A 17,661-nucleotide genomic window follows, 5' to 3' on the forward strand; every position below is an offset into this window, starting at 1 on the left:
CGCGGCGCCCGTCTGGACGTGAAGCTAGGTGCTCAGCGCTCGCCGGCGACCGGGATGCGGCCGGTCGGCGCGTCATCCGCAGCATGTCGCTGGGTCGAGTCGTCGCTGAACTCGTGCACCGGGTACTTGTTGGTGCCCTCGAGATCGTCGCGGATGGCTTCCTGAGCCGCGGGCGGCAGCGTGTGCATGATCTCGCGGACGCGGGCCTGACGCCGCCCGACGGCCTTACGCTCGGGCATGCCCGGCGTGGCCTGGATCTGTGGCGGCACACCCTCGATCTCCTCGACGCCACCGTCGTGGTGACCGGCGTCGGCCATGGCCTGCTCTTCGGCCATCGTGCCTTCGTCCTTCTCCTCGGACATGCCGATCGGGCCGAGACGACGACCGTTGAGGAACTGCTTGACGACGGGCTCGTCGCTGGTCAGCAGCACTTCCCGCGGGCCGAACATGACGAGCTTCTTGCGGAACAGCATGCCCATGTTGTCGGGCACCGTGCGCGCGATGTTGATGTTGTGCGTCACGATCAGGATCGTCGCGTCGATCTGGGCGTTGATGTCGATCAGCAGCTGCGACAGATAAGCGGTACGCACCGGGTCCAGACCGGAGTCCGGCTCGTCGCAGAGGATGATCTGCGGATCGAGCACCAGCGACCGCGCCAGGCCGGCACGCTTGCGCATACCGCCGGAGATCTCGCCCGGGAACTTGTTCTCGTCCCCGGCCAGACCGACGAGGTCCAGCTTCTCCATCACGATCTGACGGATTTCGCTTTCCTTCTTCTTGGTGTGCTCGCGCAGCGGGAAAGCGGTGTTGTCGTACAGGCTCATCGAGCCGAACAGTGCGCCGTCCTGGAACATCACCCCGAACAGCGTGCGGATCTCGTAGAGCTCTTTCGCGGAACACTCGATGATGTTCGTGCCGTCGACGATGATCTTTCCGCGCTCAGGACGCAGCAGACCGATCAGCGACTTCAGGAACACCGACTTACCGGTACCGGAAGGCCCGAGCAGCACGCTCACTTCGCCAGCGGGGAGGTCGAAGGTGACGTCCTCCCAGATTCGCTGGGGCCCGAAGGACTTGGTCAGGCCTTCGATCTGAATGCCAATGCCCACGCAAAATCCTCTCGCCAATACCGGACTCCGACCACACGCTCCCCGCCTGTGGCTTGAGTCACTGTAACCTACCGGCCCATCCGAGAACACTTGGTCGGCGAACACCGCTGCCTCGGAGATGCCGTGGAGACGACTGTGGGGCCGGCCTGTTTGCCAGACCGGCCCCACAGCTCAACGTTCTCCACACCGACGTCATGCGCCGGTGGGACGGGTGGAACCCGGAACTACTTGACGGTGACCGACGCGCCGGCAGCCTCGAGCTTGGCCTTGGCGTCGTCGGCGGCCTCCTTGGTGACCTTCTCGAGCAGCGGCTTGGGAGCGCCGTCGACCAGATCCTTGGCCTCCTTGAGGCCCAGACCGGACACGATCTCACGGACGACCTTGATGACGCCGATCTTCTTGTCGCCGGCACCCTCGAGGATGACGTCGAACTCGGACTGCTCCTCGGCGGCCTCAGCGGCGGCCCCGCCACCGGCCGCACCCGGGGCGGCGGCGACGGCGACCGGAGCCGCAGCGGTGACCTCGAAGGTCTCCTCGAACTTCTTGACGAACTCGGACAGCTCGAGCAGGGTCAGCTCTTTGAAAGCGTCGAGCAATTCGTCGGTGGACAGCTTGGCCATGGTTGGTCCTTCCTTGTTTCTACTTCGTGGCTGGGGGTGTGCGGAACGCCGCTACGCGGCTTCCTCGTCGGATTTCTTTTCCTGCAGCGCCGCGGCCAGGCGGGCAACCTGCGACGCCGGAGCGTTGAACAGGCCCGCAGCCTTGGACAGGTTGGCCTTCATCGCGCCGGCCATCTTGGCGAGCAGCACCTCGCGGGACTCGAGGTCGGCGATCGCCTCGACCTCGGCGACGCTCAGCGGGCGGCCGTCCATGTAGCCACCCTTGATGACCAGCGCCTTGTGATCCTTGGCGAAGGTCTTGATCGCCTTGGCCGCGTCGACGGCCTCGCCCTTGACGAACGCGATCGCCGTCGGACCGACGAACAGTTCGTCGAGTCCTTCGATGCCCGCCTCCGCCGCCGCACGCTTGACCAGCGTGTTCTTGGCGACGCGATAGCTTGCGGAATCGCCGAGGGATCGGCGCAGCTCGGCCAGACTGGTGACCGAGAGGCCGCGGTACTCGGTGACGAGCGTCGCCGTCGACGAGTTGAACCGCTCGACGATGTCGGCAATCGCTGCGGCCTTGTCATCCTTGGCCATGCATGCCTCCTCGTGGTTGGTATCGAGTGTTCCGCCTCAGACCCTCGTCACCGAGCAGCCGGATCAACCCCGGAAACCACGAACGCCCCGACGCAGACAGGTCGGGGCGCACACAAGATCAGCCTCGTCCTCCTGCGTGGGTCGCCGGGCTGGCCCGGACCTTCAACCGATCACTCGGTAACCGACGGTCTTCGGTGGAACTGGGCAAGAATAGCGCGCCGCACGCCCATCAGCCAAAACGGCGGACCCGAGCGTCTGGCGGACCGCCGCCGCTAGCGTCGCTCCCGGGCCAGAGCCGCGGCGCCGACGAGGCCTGCGTCGGCGCCGAGAGCGGCGGGCACCACCTCGATGCCCCGCAGAAAGTCGAGTCCCGCGTACGTCCCCAGTAGGCCGCGCAACGGATCGAACAACACCGCGCCGGCCCGAGCGACTCCCCCACCGATGACGACGAGTTCCAGGTCGACCACCGCAGCGGCCGAGGCGACGGCGGCGGCGAGCGCCCCGGCACCGCGCCGGAACGCGCGCAACGCCACGTCGTCACCTCGCACGGCGGCGGCGGCCAGCGTCTTCGCGTCGGCATCCGGCGCAGCCTGCCACCCGTTGTCCCGGGCCCATCGCACCAGGTTCGGGCCCGAGGCCACCGTTTCGACGCAGCCGCGACCGCCGCACGAACACGGCTGCCCGCCCGCGTCGACGACCACGTGACCGACGTGCCCGGCGTTGCCGGTGCGGCCGTGGTACGGGATGCCGTCGAGCACGAGACCTCCGCCGATACCGGTGGACACCACCATGCCCAGCATGAATCGGGCGCCCCGCCCAGCGCCGGCACGGGACTCGCCCATTGCCATGCACAGCCCGTCGCCGCCGAGGTGCACCGGCAGCCCGGTGAGCTCACCGATCCGGTCCACCACCGGGAAGCCCCGCACGCCCGCGATGTTGATCGGACTGATCGTGCCGGCCGGGATGTCGACCGGGCCGGCTGATGCCACGCCCACCGCCACCACGGAACCAGCGCCGCGGACCTCGCGCACCAGCGCGGCGATCACGGCCCACAGCGCCTCCGCATCGCCGTGCGGGGTCCGGCGCTGCCGGAGATGAGTGAGCCGTCCGGCGTCGTCGACGAGAGCGGCGGCGACCTTGGTCCCGCCGATGTCGAGCGCCAGCACATGGTCGGACACGCCAGCACTGTAGGGCGACCGGTGGTGCCGATGCCGGCGATCCGCTCGCGGACCTACCCGGACGGGGAGTCGTAACAGTTGCTGCACATCAACCGATCTATCTATGGCAGCATGTGGACTTCGTTCGTCACGTAGCCACGCACCGCCACGAAACCAGAGGAGATCGCTGATGACCGGCCCTTCAGATGCCCTTGCCCGAGGAGTCAAGAAAGCCGGCCTGATCGGCCTGGGCGGTCTGGCCGCCGGCGCACTGTCCGTCGGCGTGGGAAGCGGCGTTGCCGGTGCGGACGTGGACGAGGTGGGCCCCAGCCCGACCGTGACCAGCCGGCAGGCCTCGCAGAACTCCGTGATCCGCATCAACGACTACGGCGTGGCGCGCGGGATCTCCGAAACCCGCCTGGCCGACGCCGGCGAGATCAGCGCGCAGGGCGAGATCCGCGACAACATCAAGGCCGTGCCGGGTGGCAAGGCCAGGGGCTTCCGCGGCGGCTACCCCGTGGGCCCGGCCATCGGCGACTGGTGATCATCAACACCTGACAGTCGGCATGCCCGCGCGATGCGCGCGGCCACCGCACGCGCCGCCGCCACCACTGCCGGCGGCTCGAGCACCTCGAAGTCGCACCCTGGCACGGCGAGCCACGCGACCATGCGTTCGGGATCGTCGGCCCCCGTGGTGACGATGCAGGCCTGCGGCCCGTCGGGTTCGATGTCGACCGATGCGGTGGAGAACGTCTGGGCGATCCGTGCGGCGGGCGCGAAGTACCGCACCCGCGCGATATAGGGATACGGCGACGAGCTGATGGACCTGCGTACGTAGGACGCCGCGTCCGGAGCTTGCCGTGGGACGAAGGTGCTGCCCACGGCACTGACATCGGTCATCCGGTCGAGGCGCAGGCTGCGCCAGTCGGCCTTGTCGCGGTCGTAGCACAGCAGATACCAGCGTCGCCCGGTCGTGACGAGCTGGTAGGGCTCCACACGCCGGGAACTGGCGTCTCCACGGATGTCGACATAGCCGGCGGTCACGTGTTCGCGGTCGCGGCAGGCTCTGGCCAGTGTCATCAGCACGTCGGGATCGACGGGGGTGTCGGTCGCCGAGCTCAGCGTCACCGTCGCGTCGTGGACCGCACTGACCTGTGACCGCAGCCGGCTCGGCATCACCTGGTCCAACTTGCTCAGCGCCCGCAGCGCCGATTCGCCGATCCCGGCCACACTGCCTCCCGCCGCGACCCGCAGACACACCGCCATCGCGACCGCCTCGTCGGGGTCGAGCAGCAACGGGGGTAGCGCCGCGCCGGCGCCCAGCTGATACCCGCCGCCGTGGCCGGCACTCGCATGCACCGGGTAGCCGAGTTCCCTGAGTCGTTCGACATCGCGGCGCACGCTGCGCGTGGTCACCCCCAACCGCTCGGCCAGCTCCGGGCCGCTCCACCCGCGGCGCGACTGCAGCAGACCGAGCAGCTGCAGGATCCGTCCGGTGGTTTCCGCCATACGACAAGTCTGCCGGACTTCGAGGACCGGAACTGTCCGCAAAGGCTGTCACAGTGGGTGCATGCCCACCGACCTGGCGTCTCGACTGGCCGATCAACTCGACTTCCATTGGTGCACACAGCTGCGTCCCCGCCTTACGGGTCTGACCGATCACGAGTACTTCTGGGAGCCCGTGGCGAAGTGCTGGAGCCTTCATCCAGACGGGTCCATCGACTTCAGCCACCCGCCGCCGCAGCCGGAACCGGTCACGACGATCGCGTGGCGGCTGGCCCACGTCATCGTCGGCGTGCTGGCCATGCGAAATCACGCGCATTTCGACGGGCCGCCGGCCGACTACCTGTCCTGGTCGTACGCCACCGATGCCGACACCGCGCTGCAGCAGCTCGACGAGGCCTACCGTCGCTGGAACGACGGAGCGCGCCGGCTGTCGGAGGCAGATCTCGCCCGGCCCGTCGGCGCCGCCGAAGGCGACTGGGCCGAGCACCCGATGATCGAACTCGTGCTTCACATCAACCGTGAGGTGATCCACCACGGAGCCGAGATCGCACTGCTGCGCGACCTGTACATCCACACCCATCAGAAGGAAACCTGAGATGCCCGCGATGCCCCCGCCCGTAGCCGACGAACGCGCCGGACTGCGGGAGTACCTCGCCGCCCAGCAGTACGCGTTCCACGCCCTCGCCTACGGCCTGACCGACGAGCAGGCCCGCGCCACCCCGTCGGTCAGCGCACTGTCGGTGGGCGGTCTTATCAAGCACGTCACCAACTGCCAGCGGGGTTGGATGCAGCGGGTCGCGGCCGCACCTGAGCTCTGCGAGCGCGATAGCCGCCCGATGGACAGCCAAGCCGCAGAGTACGAGAACGAGTTCGTCATGCGCGGCGAGGAAAGGCTGGCCGACATTCTGCACGCCTTCGATGAGCAGAATGCCGAGACGATGCGCCTGCTCGAGACCGCCGATCTCGGTGCGTCGGTGCCCATTCCCCACGATGTGCCGTGGTTCCCCAAAGATGTGTCCGCCTGGTCCGTGCGGTGGGTGTTCTTCCACATGATCGAGGAACTGGCCCGGCACGCCGGTCACGGCGACATCATCAGGGAGAGCATCGACGGGGCCACCCTCTACGAACTGCTCGCCGGTCTGGAGGACTGGCCGGCCACCGACTGGCTGACCCCGTGGCAGCCGCCTTCACCCCGCTAGGCGCTCAACGCAAGACGAGGCCGAGGGCGTGGTCGACGACCGCTTCCAGGTCGTCACCCAGGTGGCCCGCCAGCCACTGCTGCGCCAGTTCGGCCATCGCACCGGTGTACATCGCCGCGCCCACGAGCGCGGCGACGGCGTCGCTGTCGGGGTGCAGCCGCCAGCCCTCGGTGAGCACCGCCTCGCGCAGCAGGTCCTGTGTGGCGGCCCGACGGCTGGTGAGCACCGGGTTCGCGCGAGCGTCGGTGAACAGGATTCGCCCCCGGCGCGGGTCGGCCGAGCTGAAGTGGAGCACGGCGGCCATCCCGGCGCGGGTACGTGCGCGCAACGAGGGTCCCGCCTCGGTCATTGCCTCGTCGACCACCTCGGCCAGTTCGGCACTGACGCGGTCGTACACCGCGCCCAGGAGATCGTCGGTACCCCGAAAGCTCTCGTAGAAGTACCGGGTGTTCATTCCGGACTCCCGCGACACGGACCGCACCGACAGCGCCGCTTCCCCGCCGTCGCCGAACAACCGGAAGGCCGCGTCGACCAGCAGCGCACGCCGTTCCGCCCGGCGATCGACCAGAGGCACACCCGCCCATCTGGTCGCATTCGACGTCGGATCGGGCATCGGCTCAGCCTAAGCCGCCACCGGCTGGTTCTGGTCAGATCAGCTCCATGCACGCTATTCTGGTGACACTCGTAACCAGATTGGGAGGCGCCATGCTGATGCCCCATCAGATCGTCGGAGACCTACTCAACAAGCAGTTCGACAAAGACGTCCGCCGACATTTCTTCCGCGGCATGGATTTCGCCGGTCCGCAGGGAGATCCCGGGTGGTTCGGACCGGGAAGCGCGGTATGGCATGTGCATTCGCACACCCAGGCTCTGGTCTTCGGCCTGCAATGTGCGGCCTATCTGGAGCGTCTCGATCCGTCGATCTACTGGATGGGAGTCCACCACTCCCGTCTGGTCCGGCCGGACACCCGGACCGACCCGGCACCGCAGATCGACCCCAAGGGAGCGGCGGTTCGTCTCGGTCATTCGGTCGCGTTCTTCATCGGCACCGCCTACGGTTCGACGCCTACGGCCGAGCGCCTCGCGCTGGCGGTCCGTTCGATGCACCACACGGTCAAAGGGGTGCGGCCAGACGGCGCGCGATATGACGCCGACGACCCCGAGTGGCTGCGGTGGAACTACGCGACCGTCGTGTGGGGCCTGGCCACCGCCCACGAGCTCTACCACCCCCAGCCGCTGCGCGGAAAGGACCTGGACCGCTACTACGGTGAGTTCGTCCGGGTCGGCCACGCACTCGGCGGCACGGACCTCCCGGCGACCAAGCACGAGACACTCGACTGCCTCGAGTCCTATCTGCCCCGGCTGGCCGTCACCTACGGCACCGCGATGGCGACCGGACCGAATCTGCCCATGCCGCAGAGCGCCCTGGACTGGGCCGTGCGCGACACGATGCCGCCGTGGGCGCAGCGGCTGATCCAGCACCGCAACCCCAACATCGTCGAGCGCAGCGCGCGGCGCGCCGTGGTGTGGTCGATCATCAACGGAATCCATGTCGGCTCGGGTCCGCTCGCCGAGTTCGAACAGGCCAAGGCACGGGTGGCCGAGGGAGTCGACCCGGACCTGGCACCGCACACCGAGCCCAGCTACCGGCCCGGCAGCGACCCCGCCCGGGGCCGCGCCGAGGTCGAGCACGCCTTCATGTGACGCCGTCGCCGTGTGACCCGGTCCACACTGTTTTTCCCCTGACCGGTTGGTTTTGAGACACTGCAGCTATGACTACACCCCGAAAAGCGCAGCACCGTGAGGTCGCCAGGCTGGACCGGGTTCCGTTGCCGGTCGAGGCGGCCCGTATCGGTGTCACCGGTTGGCAGGTCACTCGCACCGGCGCCCGCGTCGTGTCCAAGCTGGGCAGTCGCGGCTCGTTGCAGCAGAAGGTCGTCAAGCAGATCCCGCAGGCGTTCGCCGATCTCGGGCCCACCTACGTCAAGTTCGGACAGATCATCGCGTCGAGCCCGGGGGCGTTCGGCGAACCGCTGAGCCGCGAGTTCCGTGGTCTGCTGGACCGGGTGCCGCCCGCCGATCCCAAGGCCGTCCACCGGCTTTTCCAGGAAGAACTCGGCGACGACCCGGCCAACCTGTTCAAGTCGTTCGACGAGAAGCCGTTCGCCTCGGCATCCATCGCGCAGGTGCACTACGCGACCCTGCACTCCGGCGAAGAGGTCGTGGTCAAGATCCAACGGCCCGGCATCCGTCGCCGGGTGGCCGCCGACCTCCAGATCCTCAAGCGCGGTGCGCAACTGGTGGAGCTGGCCAAGATGGGTCGGAGGCTGTCCGCGCAGGACGTGGTGGCCGACTTCGCCGACAACCTCGCCGAGGAACTGGACTTCCGCCTCGAGGCCCAGTCGATGGACGCGTGGGTGGCCCACATGCATGCCTCCCCGCTGGGCAGCAACATCCGGGTGCCGCAGGTGTACTGGGATCTGACCAGCGAGCGCGTGCTGACGATGGAACGCATCACCGGCGTGCGCATCGACGATGTCGCCGAGATCCGCAAGCGTGGCTTCGACGGCACCGAACTGGTCAAAGCGCTGCTGTTCAGCGTGTTCGAGGGCGGGCTGCGGCATGGGCTGTTCCACGGCGACCTGCACGCGGGCAACCTCTATGTCGATGACGACGGCAAGATCGTGTTCTTCGACTTCGGCATCATGGGCCGCATCGACCCGCGCACCCGCTGGCTGCTGCGCGAGCTGGTCTATGCGCTGCTGGTCAAGAAGGACCACGCCGCGGCCGGCAAGATCGTCGTGCTGATGGGCGCGGTGGGGACGGTGAAGCCCGAGGCGCAGGCGGCCAAGGATCTCGAGAAGTTCGCCACACCGCTGACGATGACATCGCTCGGCGATCTGAGCTATGCCGAGATAGGCAAGCAGCTGTCCGCGCTCGCCGACGCCTACGACGTCAAGCTGCCGCGCGAGCTGGTGCTCATCGGGAAACAATTCCTCTACGTCGAGCGCTACATGAAGCTGCTGGCTCCCCGCTGGCAGATGATGAACGACCCCGCACTGACGGGATACTTCGCCAACTTCATGGTGGAAGTCTCGCGCGAACACTCCGATTCCTCGGACGCGGCGGGTGCGAAGAGCGGAACCGACGAGCAGACCAGAACAGACCCGAACGCGTGATGCAGGTACGCACCGGCACGGCGTCCTCTGGCGGGGTCGACATCCACTACGAGGACATGGGCGATCCGGCCGATCCGGCCGTGCTGCTGATCATGGGCCTGGGCGCGCAGATGATCTTCTGGCGCACGGAGTTCTGCCAGAAGCTGATCGACCGGGGGCTGCGGGTGATCCGCTTCGACAACCGCGACGTCGGACTGTCCGGCAAATTGCCCGACCACCACTCCGGGGCACCGCTGCTGCCACGGATGGCGCGGTCGTTCCTCGGGCTGGCCAGCCCGGCGGCGTACACGCTGGAGGACATGGCCGACGACGCCGCGGCGCTGCTCGACCACCTCGGCGTCGACCGCGCACACGTGGTGGGGGCGTCGATGGGCGGCATGATCGCCCAGGTGTTCGCAGCGCGGCATCGCGCGCGCACCAGGGCCCTCGGCGTGATCTTCTCGAGCAACAACCAGCCGGTGCTGCCGCCGCCCGGTCCGCAGCAGCTGCTGGCGGTCCTGTCCAAGCCCGCCGGCACCGGGCGTGACGCCATCATCGACAATGCGGTGCGGGTCACCAAGGTCATCGGCAGTCCCGGCTTTCCCCGCCCCGACGACGCGATTCGCGCCGAGGCTGTCGAGGTCCATGACCGGTCCTACTACCCCGCCGGCGTGGGCAGGCAGTTCGCGGCGATCCTCGGCAGCGGCAGCCTGCGCCGCTACAACCGTCAGACCGCCGCGCCGACCGTGGTCATCCACGGCAAGGCGGACAAACTGATGCGCCCCTCGGGCGGACGCGCCATCGCCCGCGCGATCCCCGGCGCCCGGTTGGTGCTGTTCGACGGCATGGGACACGAGCTGCCCGAACCGCTGTGGGACGACATTGTCGGCGAGCTGCAGACGACGTTCGCGCACGCGGGGTGACCTGCGTCTCCGTCAATTCACAAGTTCGCGAAAACACGTACCATGCCTGACGGGTACGCATGACCGCCGTCTCAGGAGAACCTCTTCGGGCAGCGTCCCAAGGAAGGCCCTCATGGCCTCGACCAAGAAGAGCTTGAAGCCGCACTTCGACGACGTCCAAGCGCACTACGACCTGTCGGATGAGTTCTTCCGGCTTTTTCTGGACCCGTCGCAGATGTACAGCTGCGCGTACTTCGAGCGCGACGACATGACGCTCGAAGAAGCTCAACGCGCCAAGGTGGACCTCGCGCTGGGCAAGCTGGGTCTGGAGCCGGGCATGACGCTGCTCGACGTCGGCTGCGGCTGGGGCTACACGATGATGCGGGCGATCGAGTGCTACGACGTCAACGTCATCGGGCTGACGCTCAGCGAGAACCAGAAGGCGCACGTCGAGAAGATCTTCGCCGACTCCGACAGCCCCCGCAGCAAAGAGATCCGGCTGGAAGGCTGGGAGAGCTTCGACCAACCCGTCGACCGCATCGTCTCCATCGGCGCCTTCGAGCACTTCGGCAAGGACCGCTGGGACGACTTCTTCGCGACCGCCTACCGGGTGCTGCCCGACGACGGCGTGATGCTGCTACACACCATCACCGCGTTGACGATTCCGCAGATGATCGAACGCGGCATCCCGCTGACGTTCTCGGTGGCGAGGTTCATCAAGTTCATCCTCACCGAGATCTTCCCCGGCGGGTACCTGCCGACGATCGAGCTCGTCGGCGAGCACTCGGCGCAGGCCGGGTTCACGCTCACCCGGGAGCAGTCCCTGCAACCGCACTACGCCCGCACTCTCGACCACTGGTCAGCCGCGCTGCAGGAACACCGGGACGAGGCGATCGCGGTGCAGTCCGAAGAGGTCTACGACCGGTACATGCACTACCTGACCGGTTGCGCGGACTCCTTCCGCAAGGGCTACACCGACGTCAACCAGTTCACCTTGGCCAAACAGCCCGCCACCTGAGCGGATTGGATCGGGCGACCTGCCTACAGATAGGCTGGTCGCCCTAGAAGCGTGTTTGCAGCAAGGCCCGGCCGTGGTTGGGTACGGTCGTCGGCAACCGCGCCATCTCATGGGAGCACTCGAAGTAAAGGGACGCAGGGACACATGTCTGATCAATCCACCGGCACCAAGGATATGACGCCTCATTTCGAGGACATCCAGGCTCACTACGACCTGTCGGACGACTTCTTCGGGGTGTTCCAGGATCCCACCCGCAAGTACAGCTGCGCATTCTTCACCGGCCCCGACGCCACACTCTCGGAGGCCCAGATCGCCAACGTGGATCAGCACCTCGACCGGCTGGATCTCAAGCCGGGAATGACCCTGCTCGAGGTGGGCTGCGGCTGGGGGCTGACGCTGCAGCGGGCGATGGAGAAGTACGACGTCAACGTCATCGGGCTGACCTTGTCGAAGAACCAGAAGGTCTACTGCGACCAGCTGCTCGCCAAGATCGACACCGAGCGCACCTTCGATGTGCGGCTGGAGGGGTGGGAGCAGTTCCACAGCCCGGTCGATCGGATCGTGTCGATCGAGGCATTCGAACACTTCGGCTTCGAGCGTTACGACGACTTCTTCAAGACGTGCTACGACGTCCTGCCCGAGGACGGCCGGATGACGATCCAGAGCAGCGTCGGGTATCACCCCTACGACCTGGCCGAGCGCGGCAAGAAGCTGACCTTCGAGCTGGCCCGCTTCATCAAGTTCATGATCACCGAGATCTTCCCCGGCGGGCGCATCCCGACGACGCAGATGATGGTCGAGCACGGCGAGAAGGCCGGGTTCGTGGTGCCTGAGACGCTGTCGCTGCGCAACCACTACATCAAGACGCTCGGCATCTGGGCCGACCGGCTCGAACGCAACAAGGACGCTGCGATCGCCGCCACCGACGAGGAGAACTACCACCGCTACATGCGGTACCTGAAGGGTTGCCAGTACTACTTCATCGACGAGGCCATCGACGTCAGCTTGGTGACGTACCTGAAGCCCGCCCTGGCGGCCTGACGGCGCGGCCGGATCGGCCCGCCACCCGCCCGGACATGAAGAATCCCCCGCACGCCTGACTGCGGGGGATTCTTCATGATGGCCCTCGGGCCGCGGCTTGTTCCCTCGGCGCCCAGCGCCGTCATCGGTGTGATCACCCTCACATATCTCGGGGCCGGTGGGCTGCGAAACCCGCGAACTGTCGCAATTTTCTGTCTCGTGTGTCGGATTGACGCGCGCTCATTCGTCAGTCAGGTAGAGAGTGGGACGCGAGGTCCTGCTCCCGGACAGGAAGACACGACGATGCACTACTTCGCGCTGCTGCTGCACCCGGAACGCACCACTCCGCCGTCGCCCGACCAGCAGGCCGTCGAGATGGCCGAGTGGGAGCGGTTTCACGAACGCGCCGCCTCGGCGATCCGGGCCGGTGATGCCCTGGCCCCGGCGGCGGGCGCCGTGCGCATCACCGGCGGACCCGACGCTCCCGTCGTCACCGAGGGCCCGTACGCCGAGGGCGCCGAGGTGGCCGGCGGCTACTACGTGTTCGAAGCCGACGACCTCGATGCCGCGCTGGCGATCGCCCAGGACATCCCCGCCGCCCGATTCGGTGCCGTGGAGGTGTGGCCGATGGTCGAATGGCGCACGCCCGCCCGTGCGTTGGCCGCGGACTGGTTGGCGCTGCTGCTGGAACCAGTGGAAACCGCGTCCGCGCCGGGCAGCGCGGAGTGGAACGACGGAGCACGCGCGCACGAAGCGTTCGGGCGGGCGGCCGACGAGCACATCCTCACCGGCGCGGCGCTGCACCACCACAGCACAGCCACGACGGTGCAGGTCCGGGACGGCAAGGCGGCACTGACCGACGGGCCGTTCGTCGAGGGAGCCGAGGTGGCCCACGGGTTCTACGTCCTCGCAGCCTCCGACCGTGACGAGGCCGTGAAGCTGGCCTCGATGATCCCCGCATCCACCGTCGAGGTGCGCCGGCTGGCGGGGATTTCGGGTCTGTAGGACAGGTGAGCGCACTGGACGGCGTCTTCCGCCGACACTGGGGCCCGGCGGTCGCCACGTTGGCGCGCTGGAGCGGTGACCTGTCGATCGCCGAAGACGCCGTCCAGGAAGCGTGTGCCGAGGCGGTCGATGCCTGGTCTCGGGACGGCATGCCCGACAACCCCGGCGCCTGGTTGGTCCGGGTCGCGCGCAACCGGGCCCTCGACCGCATCCGACGTGAATCCCTGCGTCCGGGAAAGGAGTTCGCCGCCGTGCTGGACGACATCCGCACCCGTACCGAGCGAACTCCGCCACCGCATCCCGTCCGCGATGACGAGCTGCGGATGATGTTCACCTGTGCGCATCCGGCGCTCGACCGGGTGTCGCAGCTGGCGTTGACGCTGAGGTTGATCTCGGGTCTGAGCGTCGCGGAGATCGCGCGGGCACTGCTGCAGACCGAAGCCGCCGTGGGCCAGCGCATCACCCGCGCGAAGAACAAGATCCGGCAGGCCAACATCCCGCTTCGGGTTCCGCCACCGCACATGCTCCCCGAGCGCACCGAGCACGTGTTGAGCTGCATCTATTCGGTGTTCACCGAGGGCTACTGGTCGACGGCCGGACCGTCGGCGATCCGGGACGACCTGTGCGACGAAGCCGTCCGGATCAGTGCCGAGCTGTGCGCTCTGCTCCCGGACTCCCGCGACGCGCAGGCACTCGCGGCCCTGATCCTGTTGCACGATTCGCGGCGGGACAGTCGCGTCGACCGCGACGGGGCCCTGATCCCCCTCGACGAGCAGGATCGGCGGGCCTGGAGCAGGAGCAAGATCACCCGCGGGTTGCAACACCTGCAGAACGCGGCGGGCGCCGCCGGGCCCTATCTCCCGCAGGCGGTGATCGCCGCGGTGCATGCGACCGCGCCGGCCTGGCAGAGCACGGATTGGGACACGATCTGCATCGCCTATGACCGCGTGATCGACCTGACCGACTCACCCGTAGCGCGAGCGAACCGCGCCCTGGCGATCGGTTTCCGCGACGACTTCGCCGCCGGGTTGGCCGCGTTGGACGCCGTGGCCGACGACCCGCGGTTGGCGCGCTCGAGCACGGTGGCCTCGATCCGGGCAGATCTGTTGCGCCGGGCGGGCCGCTTCTCGGAGGCCGCGCGGTGCTACGAGCAGGCTCTGGCAGTCAGCGGATCCGCGCCGGCCCGGGCGTTTCTGCGCCGACGCCGCGACCTGTGCCGCCAGATCGGGGCCGCTGCCGGTGACGCCGTCAGCGGGCGCACTACCGCAGAACGACGCACGACCGCAGAACCATAGGGAAACGCCCGATTCCCCCGCCGCCAGACGCCGATACGGTCGGGCGATGACCGACGGCCGACGCGCCGAGAGCTACCTCGCGGAGTGGTATCTGCCCAATCTGGCCGAGCCGACCGTGGACGATGTCGTGGCCCGACTGTCCGCGGCGGCGTCGGCCGTCACCGGCGAAGGAACGCCGGTGCGGTTGACGATGACTCTTGCCAACCCCTCCGACGAGGTGCTCTACGGCGTGTTCGATGCCGCCTCGTCCGAGGCCGTCGTCCTCGCGTGCCAACGCGCGGGCATTCCGCATCTGCGGCTGTCGACTCCGGTGGTGGCGCGAGTCGACCGGCGCTCACATGGTTGCCCAGATGCCGAATCGCCACGCGATATACCGGAAAAGCTCGCACCGCCGTCGGAAATCTAGTTTGCTGTCGAACTTCTTGGAGCTGCGCCTCACGCCGGTGCGTGGCGTACCCGCGTGCCGCCAATGCGGGAAAAGTACTGGAAACGGCCTTTCCGCACCCGAACATCACGGTTGAACCCTCATCCGTGACCATTCGGTGATATGTTGCTGCGGGGGTGCTTCTCGACCACCACATCGAGGTTCGCGGACAGGGGGACGCGGGCGTCGATCGGCCGGGCAGGGCCGAGCCGCCGTTCGTGGGGGGCGGTAGGTAGCGGCCGCAGCCAGGCAAGTGGTGGCCGAGGAGCACTCCCAACAACGTGAGAGACGCAAAACCCCGCACCGTTCAGGTGCGGGGTTTTGACGGTCTGGTCGGCTCCGGCTGACGCCTGGCCCTGTTTTTACGCCTCCGTGCCGGTCTGGTCGGCTCCGGCTGACGCCTGGCCCTGTTTTTAAGCCTCCGTGCCGGTCTGGTCGGCTCCGGCTGACGCCTACGCCTCCGCGAAGTTCCGGGTGACCGACGGATCCACCTGGATCCCCGGGCCCGTCGTCGTCGACACGACGACCTTCTTCAGATAGCGGCCCTTCGACGACGACGGCTTGGCGCGCAGGATCTCGTCGAGCGCGGCGCCGTAGTTCTCCGCCAGCGACTTCTCGTCGAAGGAGGCCTTGCCGATCACGAAGTGCAGGTTGGCCTGCTTGTCGACACGGAAGTTGATCTTGCCGCCCTTGATGTCGGCGACGGCCTTGGCCACGTCCGGCGTCACGGTACCCGTCTTGGGGTTGGGCATCAGGCCACGCGGGCCCAGGATGCGCGCGATCCGGCCGACCTTGGCCATTTGATCGGGCGTCGCGATCGCGGCGTCGAAATCCAGGAACCCGCCCTGGATCCGTTCGATCAGGTCGTCGCTGCCCACCACGTCGGCGCCGGCGGCCTCGGCGGCCTCGGCCTTGTCACCGACGGCGAACACCGCGACACGGGCGGTCTTGCCGGTGCCGTGCGGCAGGTTGACGGTGCCGCGCACCATCTGGTCGGCCTTGCGGGGGTCGACACCGAGGCGGATGGCGACCTCGACGGTGGCGTCCTGCTTCTTCGACGACGTCTCCTTGGCCAGCTTCGCAGCTTCCAAGGGCGTGTACAGCCGGGTCTTGTCGACCTTCTCGGCCGCTTCGCGGTATGCCTTGCTGATCTTGCTCATTGGTTCTCCTGTTCAGAAGTTGTGGTTGCGAGCCGATGCCAGCTCTCCCACGATTTCTCTTGCGTTGAGACTGCAGTCACGGCGATGTTCACTCGAACTTCGTCGCCGTCAGCGCAGTCTCGACGAAGGAATCACTCGACTACTCGACTGTGATCCCCATGGACCGGGCGGTGCCGGCGATGATCTTCGACGCGGCGTCGATGTCGTTCGCGTTGAGATCTTCCTTCTTGGTCTCGGCGATCTCGCGCACCTGATCCCAGGTCACCTTGGCGACCTTGGTCTTGTGCGGCTCACCGGAACCCTTCTGCACGCCCGCCGCCTTGAGCAGCAGCTTCGCTGCGGGCGGCGTTTTCAGCGCGAACGTGAAGGTGCGGTCCTCGTAGACCGTGATCTCCACCGGGATGACGTTCCCGCGCTGCGACTCGGTCGCGGCGTTGTACGCCTTGCAGAACTCCATGATGTTGACGCCGTGCTGGCCGAGTGCGGGACCGACCGGCGGGGCGGGGTTGGCCTGCCCGGCCTGGATCTGCAACTTGATCAGCCCGGCGACCTTTTTCTTCGGGGGCATTGTTCCTTTCCTTTCTGCACGATTCGGGCGCAGTTCGGCACGTCAGAGGTGACGGACTACACCGGAATCGCTAAATCTTGGCGACCTGGTTGAAGGTCAGTTCCACAGGGGTCTCGCGCCCGAAGATGGACACCAGAACCTTGAGCTTCTGCTGCTCGGCGTTGACCTCGCTGATGGACGCGGGCAGCGTGGCGAACGGACCGTCCATGACGGTGACCGACTCGCCGACCTCGAAGTCGACCTCGATGGCGGGCCGCTCGATGCCTCCGGTCTCGGTCGCCGCCGCGGCGGTCGACGCAGCGGCCTTGCCCGGCTTCTTCGCCGCGGCCGGCGGCAGCAGGAACTTCACCACGTCGTCCAGCGTCAGCGGCGACGGCCGCGACGTGGCGCCGACGAATCCGGTCACGCCCGGGGTGTTGCGCACCGCGCCCCACGACTCGTCGTTGAGCTCCATGCGGACCAGGATGTAGCCGGGCAGCACCTTGCGGTTGACCTGCTTGCGCTGGCCGTTCTTGATCTCGGTGACCTCTTCGGTGGGCACCTCGACCTGGAAGATGTAGTCGCCGACGTCCAGGTTCTGCACGCGGGTCTCGAGGTTGGCCTTCACCTTGTTCTCGTAGCCGGCGTAGGAGTGGATGACGTACCACTCACCCGGCTTGAGGCGCAGCTCCTTCTTCAGGGCGACGGCCGGGTCTTCGTCCTCGTCCGGCGTGGCGGCTGCACCTTCGGTCTCGTCGGCCACCTCGGCCGGCGCGGCGTCCTCGTCGGCACCCACCGCCCCGGTGTCCAAGGTCTCGCTGTCCATGGTCTCGGTGTTCAAGGTCTCGGCATCCGTATCGGCCTGGCTGGTGGTCTCGTCGACGTCCACGGTGTCGACGGTGTCACCCGAAGGCGCTTCGCCGTCGAAGCTAGTCACAGGTCAGTCCTCTCTCAATGTCACT

The 17,661-nt window shown here is 67.5% G+C and carries 20 protein-coding genes; 11 read left to right on the forward strand and 9 right to left on the reverse strand.

Annotated elements, in window-relative coordinates; all coding sequences use genetic code 11:
- Positions 1–32: 32 nt before the first annotated feature.
- The 4 genes from ACEWX3_RS23455 to ACEWX3_RS23470 form a co-directional block, all read right to left on the reverse strand.
- On the reverse strand, positions 33–1,109 hold the full coding sequence (locus tag ACEWX3_RS23455) for an ABC transporter ATP-binding protein (protein ID WP_207064837.1): 1,077 nt from the start codon (positions 1,107–1,109) through the stop codon (positions 33–35).
- Between the two features lie 224 nt (positions 1,110–1,333).
- The gene (rplL, locus tag ACEWX3_RS23460) at positions 1,334–1,729 is read right to left on the reverse strand and encodes a 50S ribosomal protein L7/L12 (RefSeq protein WP_152515660.1); all 396 of its coding nucleotides are present in this window, start codon (positions 1,727–1,729) and stop codon (positions 1,334–1,336) included.
- 51 nt (positions 1,730–1,780) lie between these two features.
- Positions 1,781–2,308: a 50S ribosomal protein L10 gene (gene rplJ / locus ACEWX3_RS23465; RefSeq protein ID WP_152515659.1), complete on the reverse strand. Its 528-nt coding sequence runs from the start codon at positions 2,306–2,308 to the stop codon at positions 1,781–1,783.
- A 272-nt stretch (positions 2,309–2,580) separates the two neighbouring features.
- The gene (locus ACEWX3_RS23470) at positions 2,581–3,486 is read right to left on the reverse strand and encodes an ROK family protein (RefSeq protein WP_374157822.1); all 906 of its coding nucleotides are present in this window, start codon (positions 3,484–3,486) and stop codon (positions 2,581–2,583) included.
- Between the two features lie 169 nt (positions 3,487–3,655).
- Between ACEWX3_RS23470 and ACEWX3_RS23475 the strand changes: the two genes are divergently transcribed.
- A complete protein-coding gene (locus tag ACEWX3_RS23475) occupies positions 3,656–4,009 on the forward strand; it encodes a hypothetical protein (RefSeq protein ID WP_207064839.1) in 354 nt (117 codons plus the stop codon).
- Here ACEWX3_RS23475 and ACEWX3_RS23480 read toward each other — a convergent pair.
- Positions 3,976–4,974: a helix-turn-helix transcriptional regulator gene (locus ACEWX3_RS23480; protein WP_374157823.1), complete on the reverse strand. Its 999-nt coding sequence runs from the start codon at positions 4,972–4,974 to the stop codon at positions 3,976–3,978. The two genes, ACEWX3_RS23475 and ACEWX3_RS23480, sit on opposite strands and share 34 nt — an antisense overlap.
- A 61-nt stretch (positions 4,975–5,035) precedes the next feature.
- Here ACEWX3_RS23480 and ACEWX3_RS23485 point away from each other — a divergent pair, with 61 nt between their 5' ends.
- Both ACEWX3_RS23485 and ACEWX3_RS23490 read left to right on the forward strand, forming a co-directional pair.
- The gene (locus tag ACEWX3_RS23485) at positions 5,036–5,566 is read left to right on the forward strand and encodes a DinB family protein (RefSeq protein ID WP_221349512.1); all 531 of its coding nucleotides are present in this window, start codon (positions 5,036–5,038) and stop codon (positions 5,564–5,566) included.
- Position 5,567: 1 nt separating this feature from the next.
- Positions 5,568–6,170, forward strand: a complete 603-nt coding sequence (locus ACEWX3_RS23490; RefSeq protein ID WP_374157824.1) for a DinB family protein — start codon at positions 5,568–5,570, stop codon at positions 6,168–6,170.
- A gap of 4 nt (positions 6,171–6,174) precedes the next feature.
- Here the strand turns inward: ACEWX3_RS23490 and ACEWX3_RS23495 are convergent, their stop codons facing one another.
- Complete coding sequence (locus ACEWX3_RS23495) at positions 6,175–6,783, reverse strand: TetR/AcrR family transcriptional regulator (RefSeq protein WP_374157825.1); 609 nt, start codon at positions 6,781–6,783, stop codon at positions 6,175–6,177.
- 92 nt (positions 6,784–6,875) lie between these two features.
- Between ACEWX3_RS23495 and ACEWX3_RS23500 the strand changes: the two genes are divergently transcribed.
- The 8 genes from ACEWX3_RS23500 (at position 6,876) to ACEWX3_RS23535 (ending at position 14,974) form a co-directional block, all read left to right on the forward strand.
- On the forward strand, positions 6,876–7,874 hold the full coding sequence (locus ACEWX3_RS23500; RefSeq protein WP_207064844.1) for an oxygenase MpaB family protein: 999 nt from the start codon (positions 6,876–6,878) through the stop codon (positions 7,872–7,874).
- 68 nt (positions 7,875–7,942) lie between these two features.
- On the forward strand, positions 7,943–9,349 hold the full coding sequence (locus ACEWX3_RS23505) for an AarF/ABC1/UbiB kinase family protein (protein ID WP_207064845.1): 1,407 nt from the start codon (positions 7,943–7,945) through the stop codon (positions 9,347–9,349).
- Entirely contained in the window at positions 9,349–10,251 is a 903-nt protein-coding gene (locus tag ACEWX3_RS23510; protein ID WP_207064846.1) for an alpha/beta fold hydrolase, read from the forward strand. The genes ACEWX3_RS23505 and ACEWX3_RS23510 overlap by 1 nt, the downstream gene beginning before the upstream one ends.
- A gap of 112 nt (positions 10,252–10,363) precedes the next feature.
- On the forward strand, positions 10,364–11,248 hold the full coding sequence (locus ACEWX3_RS23515) for a cyclopropane mycolic acid synthase family methyltransferase (protein WP_207064847.1): 885 nt from the start codon (positions 10,364–10,366) through the stop codon (positions 11,246–11,248).
- Positions 11,249–11,392: 144 nt separating this feature from the next.
- Entirely contained in the window at positions 11,393–12,289 is an 897-nt protein-coding gene (locus ACEWX3_RS23520; RefSeq protein WP_207064848.1) for a cyclopropane mycolic acid synthase family methyltransferase, read from the forward strand.
- Positions 12,290–12,571: 282 nt separating this feature from the next.
- On the forward strand, positions 12,572–13,273 hold the full coding sequence (locus ACEWX3_RS23525; RefSeq protein WP_374157826.1) for a YciI family protein: 702 nt from the start codon (positions 12,572–12,574) through the stop codon (positions 13,271–13,273).
- Between the two features lie 5 nt (positions 13,274–13,278).
- Complete coding sequence (locus ACEWX3_RS23530; protein ID WP_374157827.1) at positions 13,279–14,568, forward strand: RNA polymerase sigma factor; 1,290 nt, start codon at positions 13,279–13,281, stop codon at positions 14,566–14,568.
- 46 nt (positions 14,569–14,614) lie between these two features.
- Positions 14,615–14,974, forward strand: a complete 360-nt coding sequence (locus ACEWX3_RS23535; protein WP_286182489.1) for a hypothetical protein — start codon at positions 14,615–14,617, stop codon at positions 14,972–14,974.
- 470 nt (positions 14,975–15,444) lie between these two features.
- Here ACEWX3_RS23535 and rplA read toward each other — a convergent pair whose 3' ends face one another.
- The 3 genes from rplA to nusG form a co-directional block, all read right to left on the reverse strand.
- Complete coding sequence (rplA, locus tag ACEWX3_RS23540) at positions 15,445–16,152, reverse strand: 50S ribosomal protein L1 (protein ID WP_152515647.1); 708 nt, start codon at positions 16,150–16,152, stop codon at positions 15,445–15,447.
- 139 nt (positions 16,153–16,291) lie between these two features.
- The gene (gene rplK, locus ACEWX3_RS23545) at positions 16,292–16,720 is read right to left on the reverse strand and encodes a 50S ribosomal protein L11 (RefSeq protein WP_152515646.1); all 429 of its coding nucleotides are present in this window, start codon (positions 16,718–16,720) and stop codon (positions 16,292–16,294) included.
- 70 nt (positions 16,721–16,790) lie between these two features.
- A complete protein-coding gene (nusG, locus tag ACEWX3_RS23550; protein WP_374157828.1) occupies positions 16,791–17,636 on the reverse strand; it encodes a transcription termination/antitermination protein NusG in 846 nt (281 codons plus the stop codon).
- Positions 17,637–17,661 lie beyond the last annotated feature (25 nt).

This window comes from Mycobacterium sp. G7A2 (genome assembly GCF_041902445.1).
In the GTDB taxonomy this organism is placed as follows: domain Bacteria; phylum Actinomycetota; class Actinomycetes; order Mycobacteriales; family Mycobacteriaceae; genus Mycobacterium.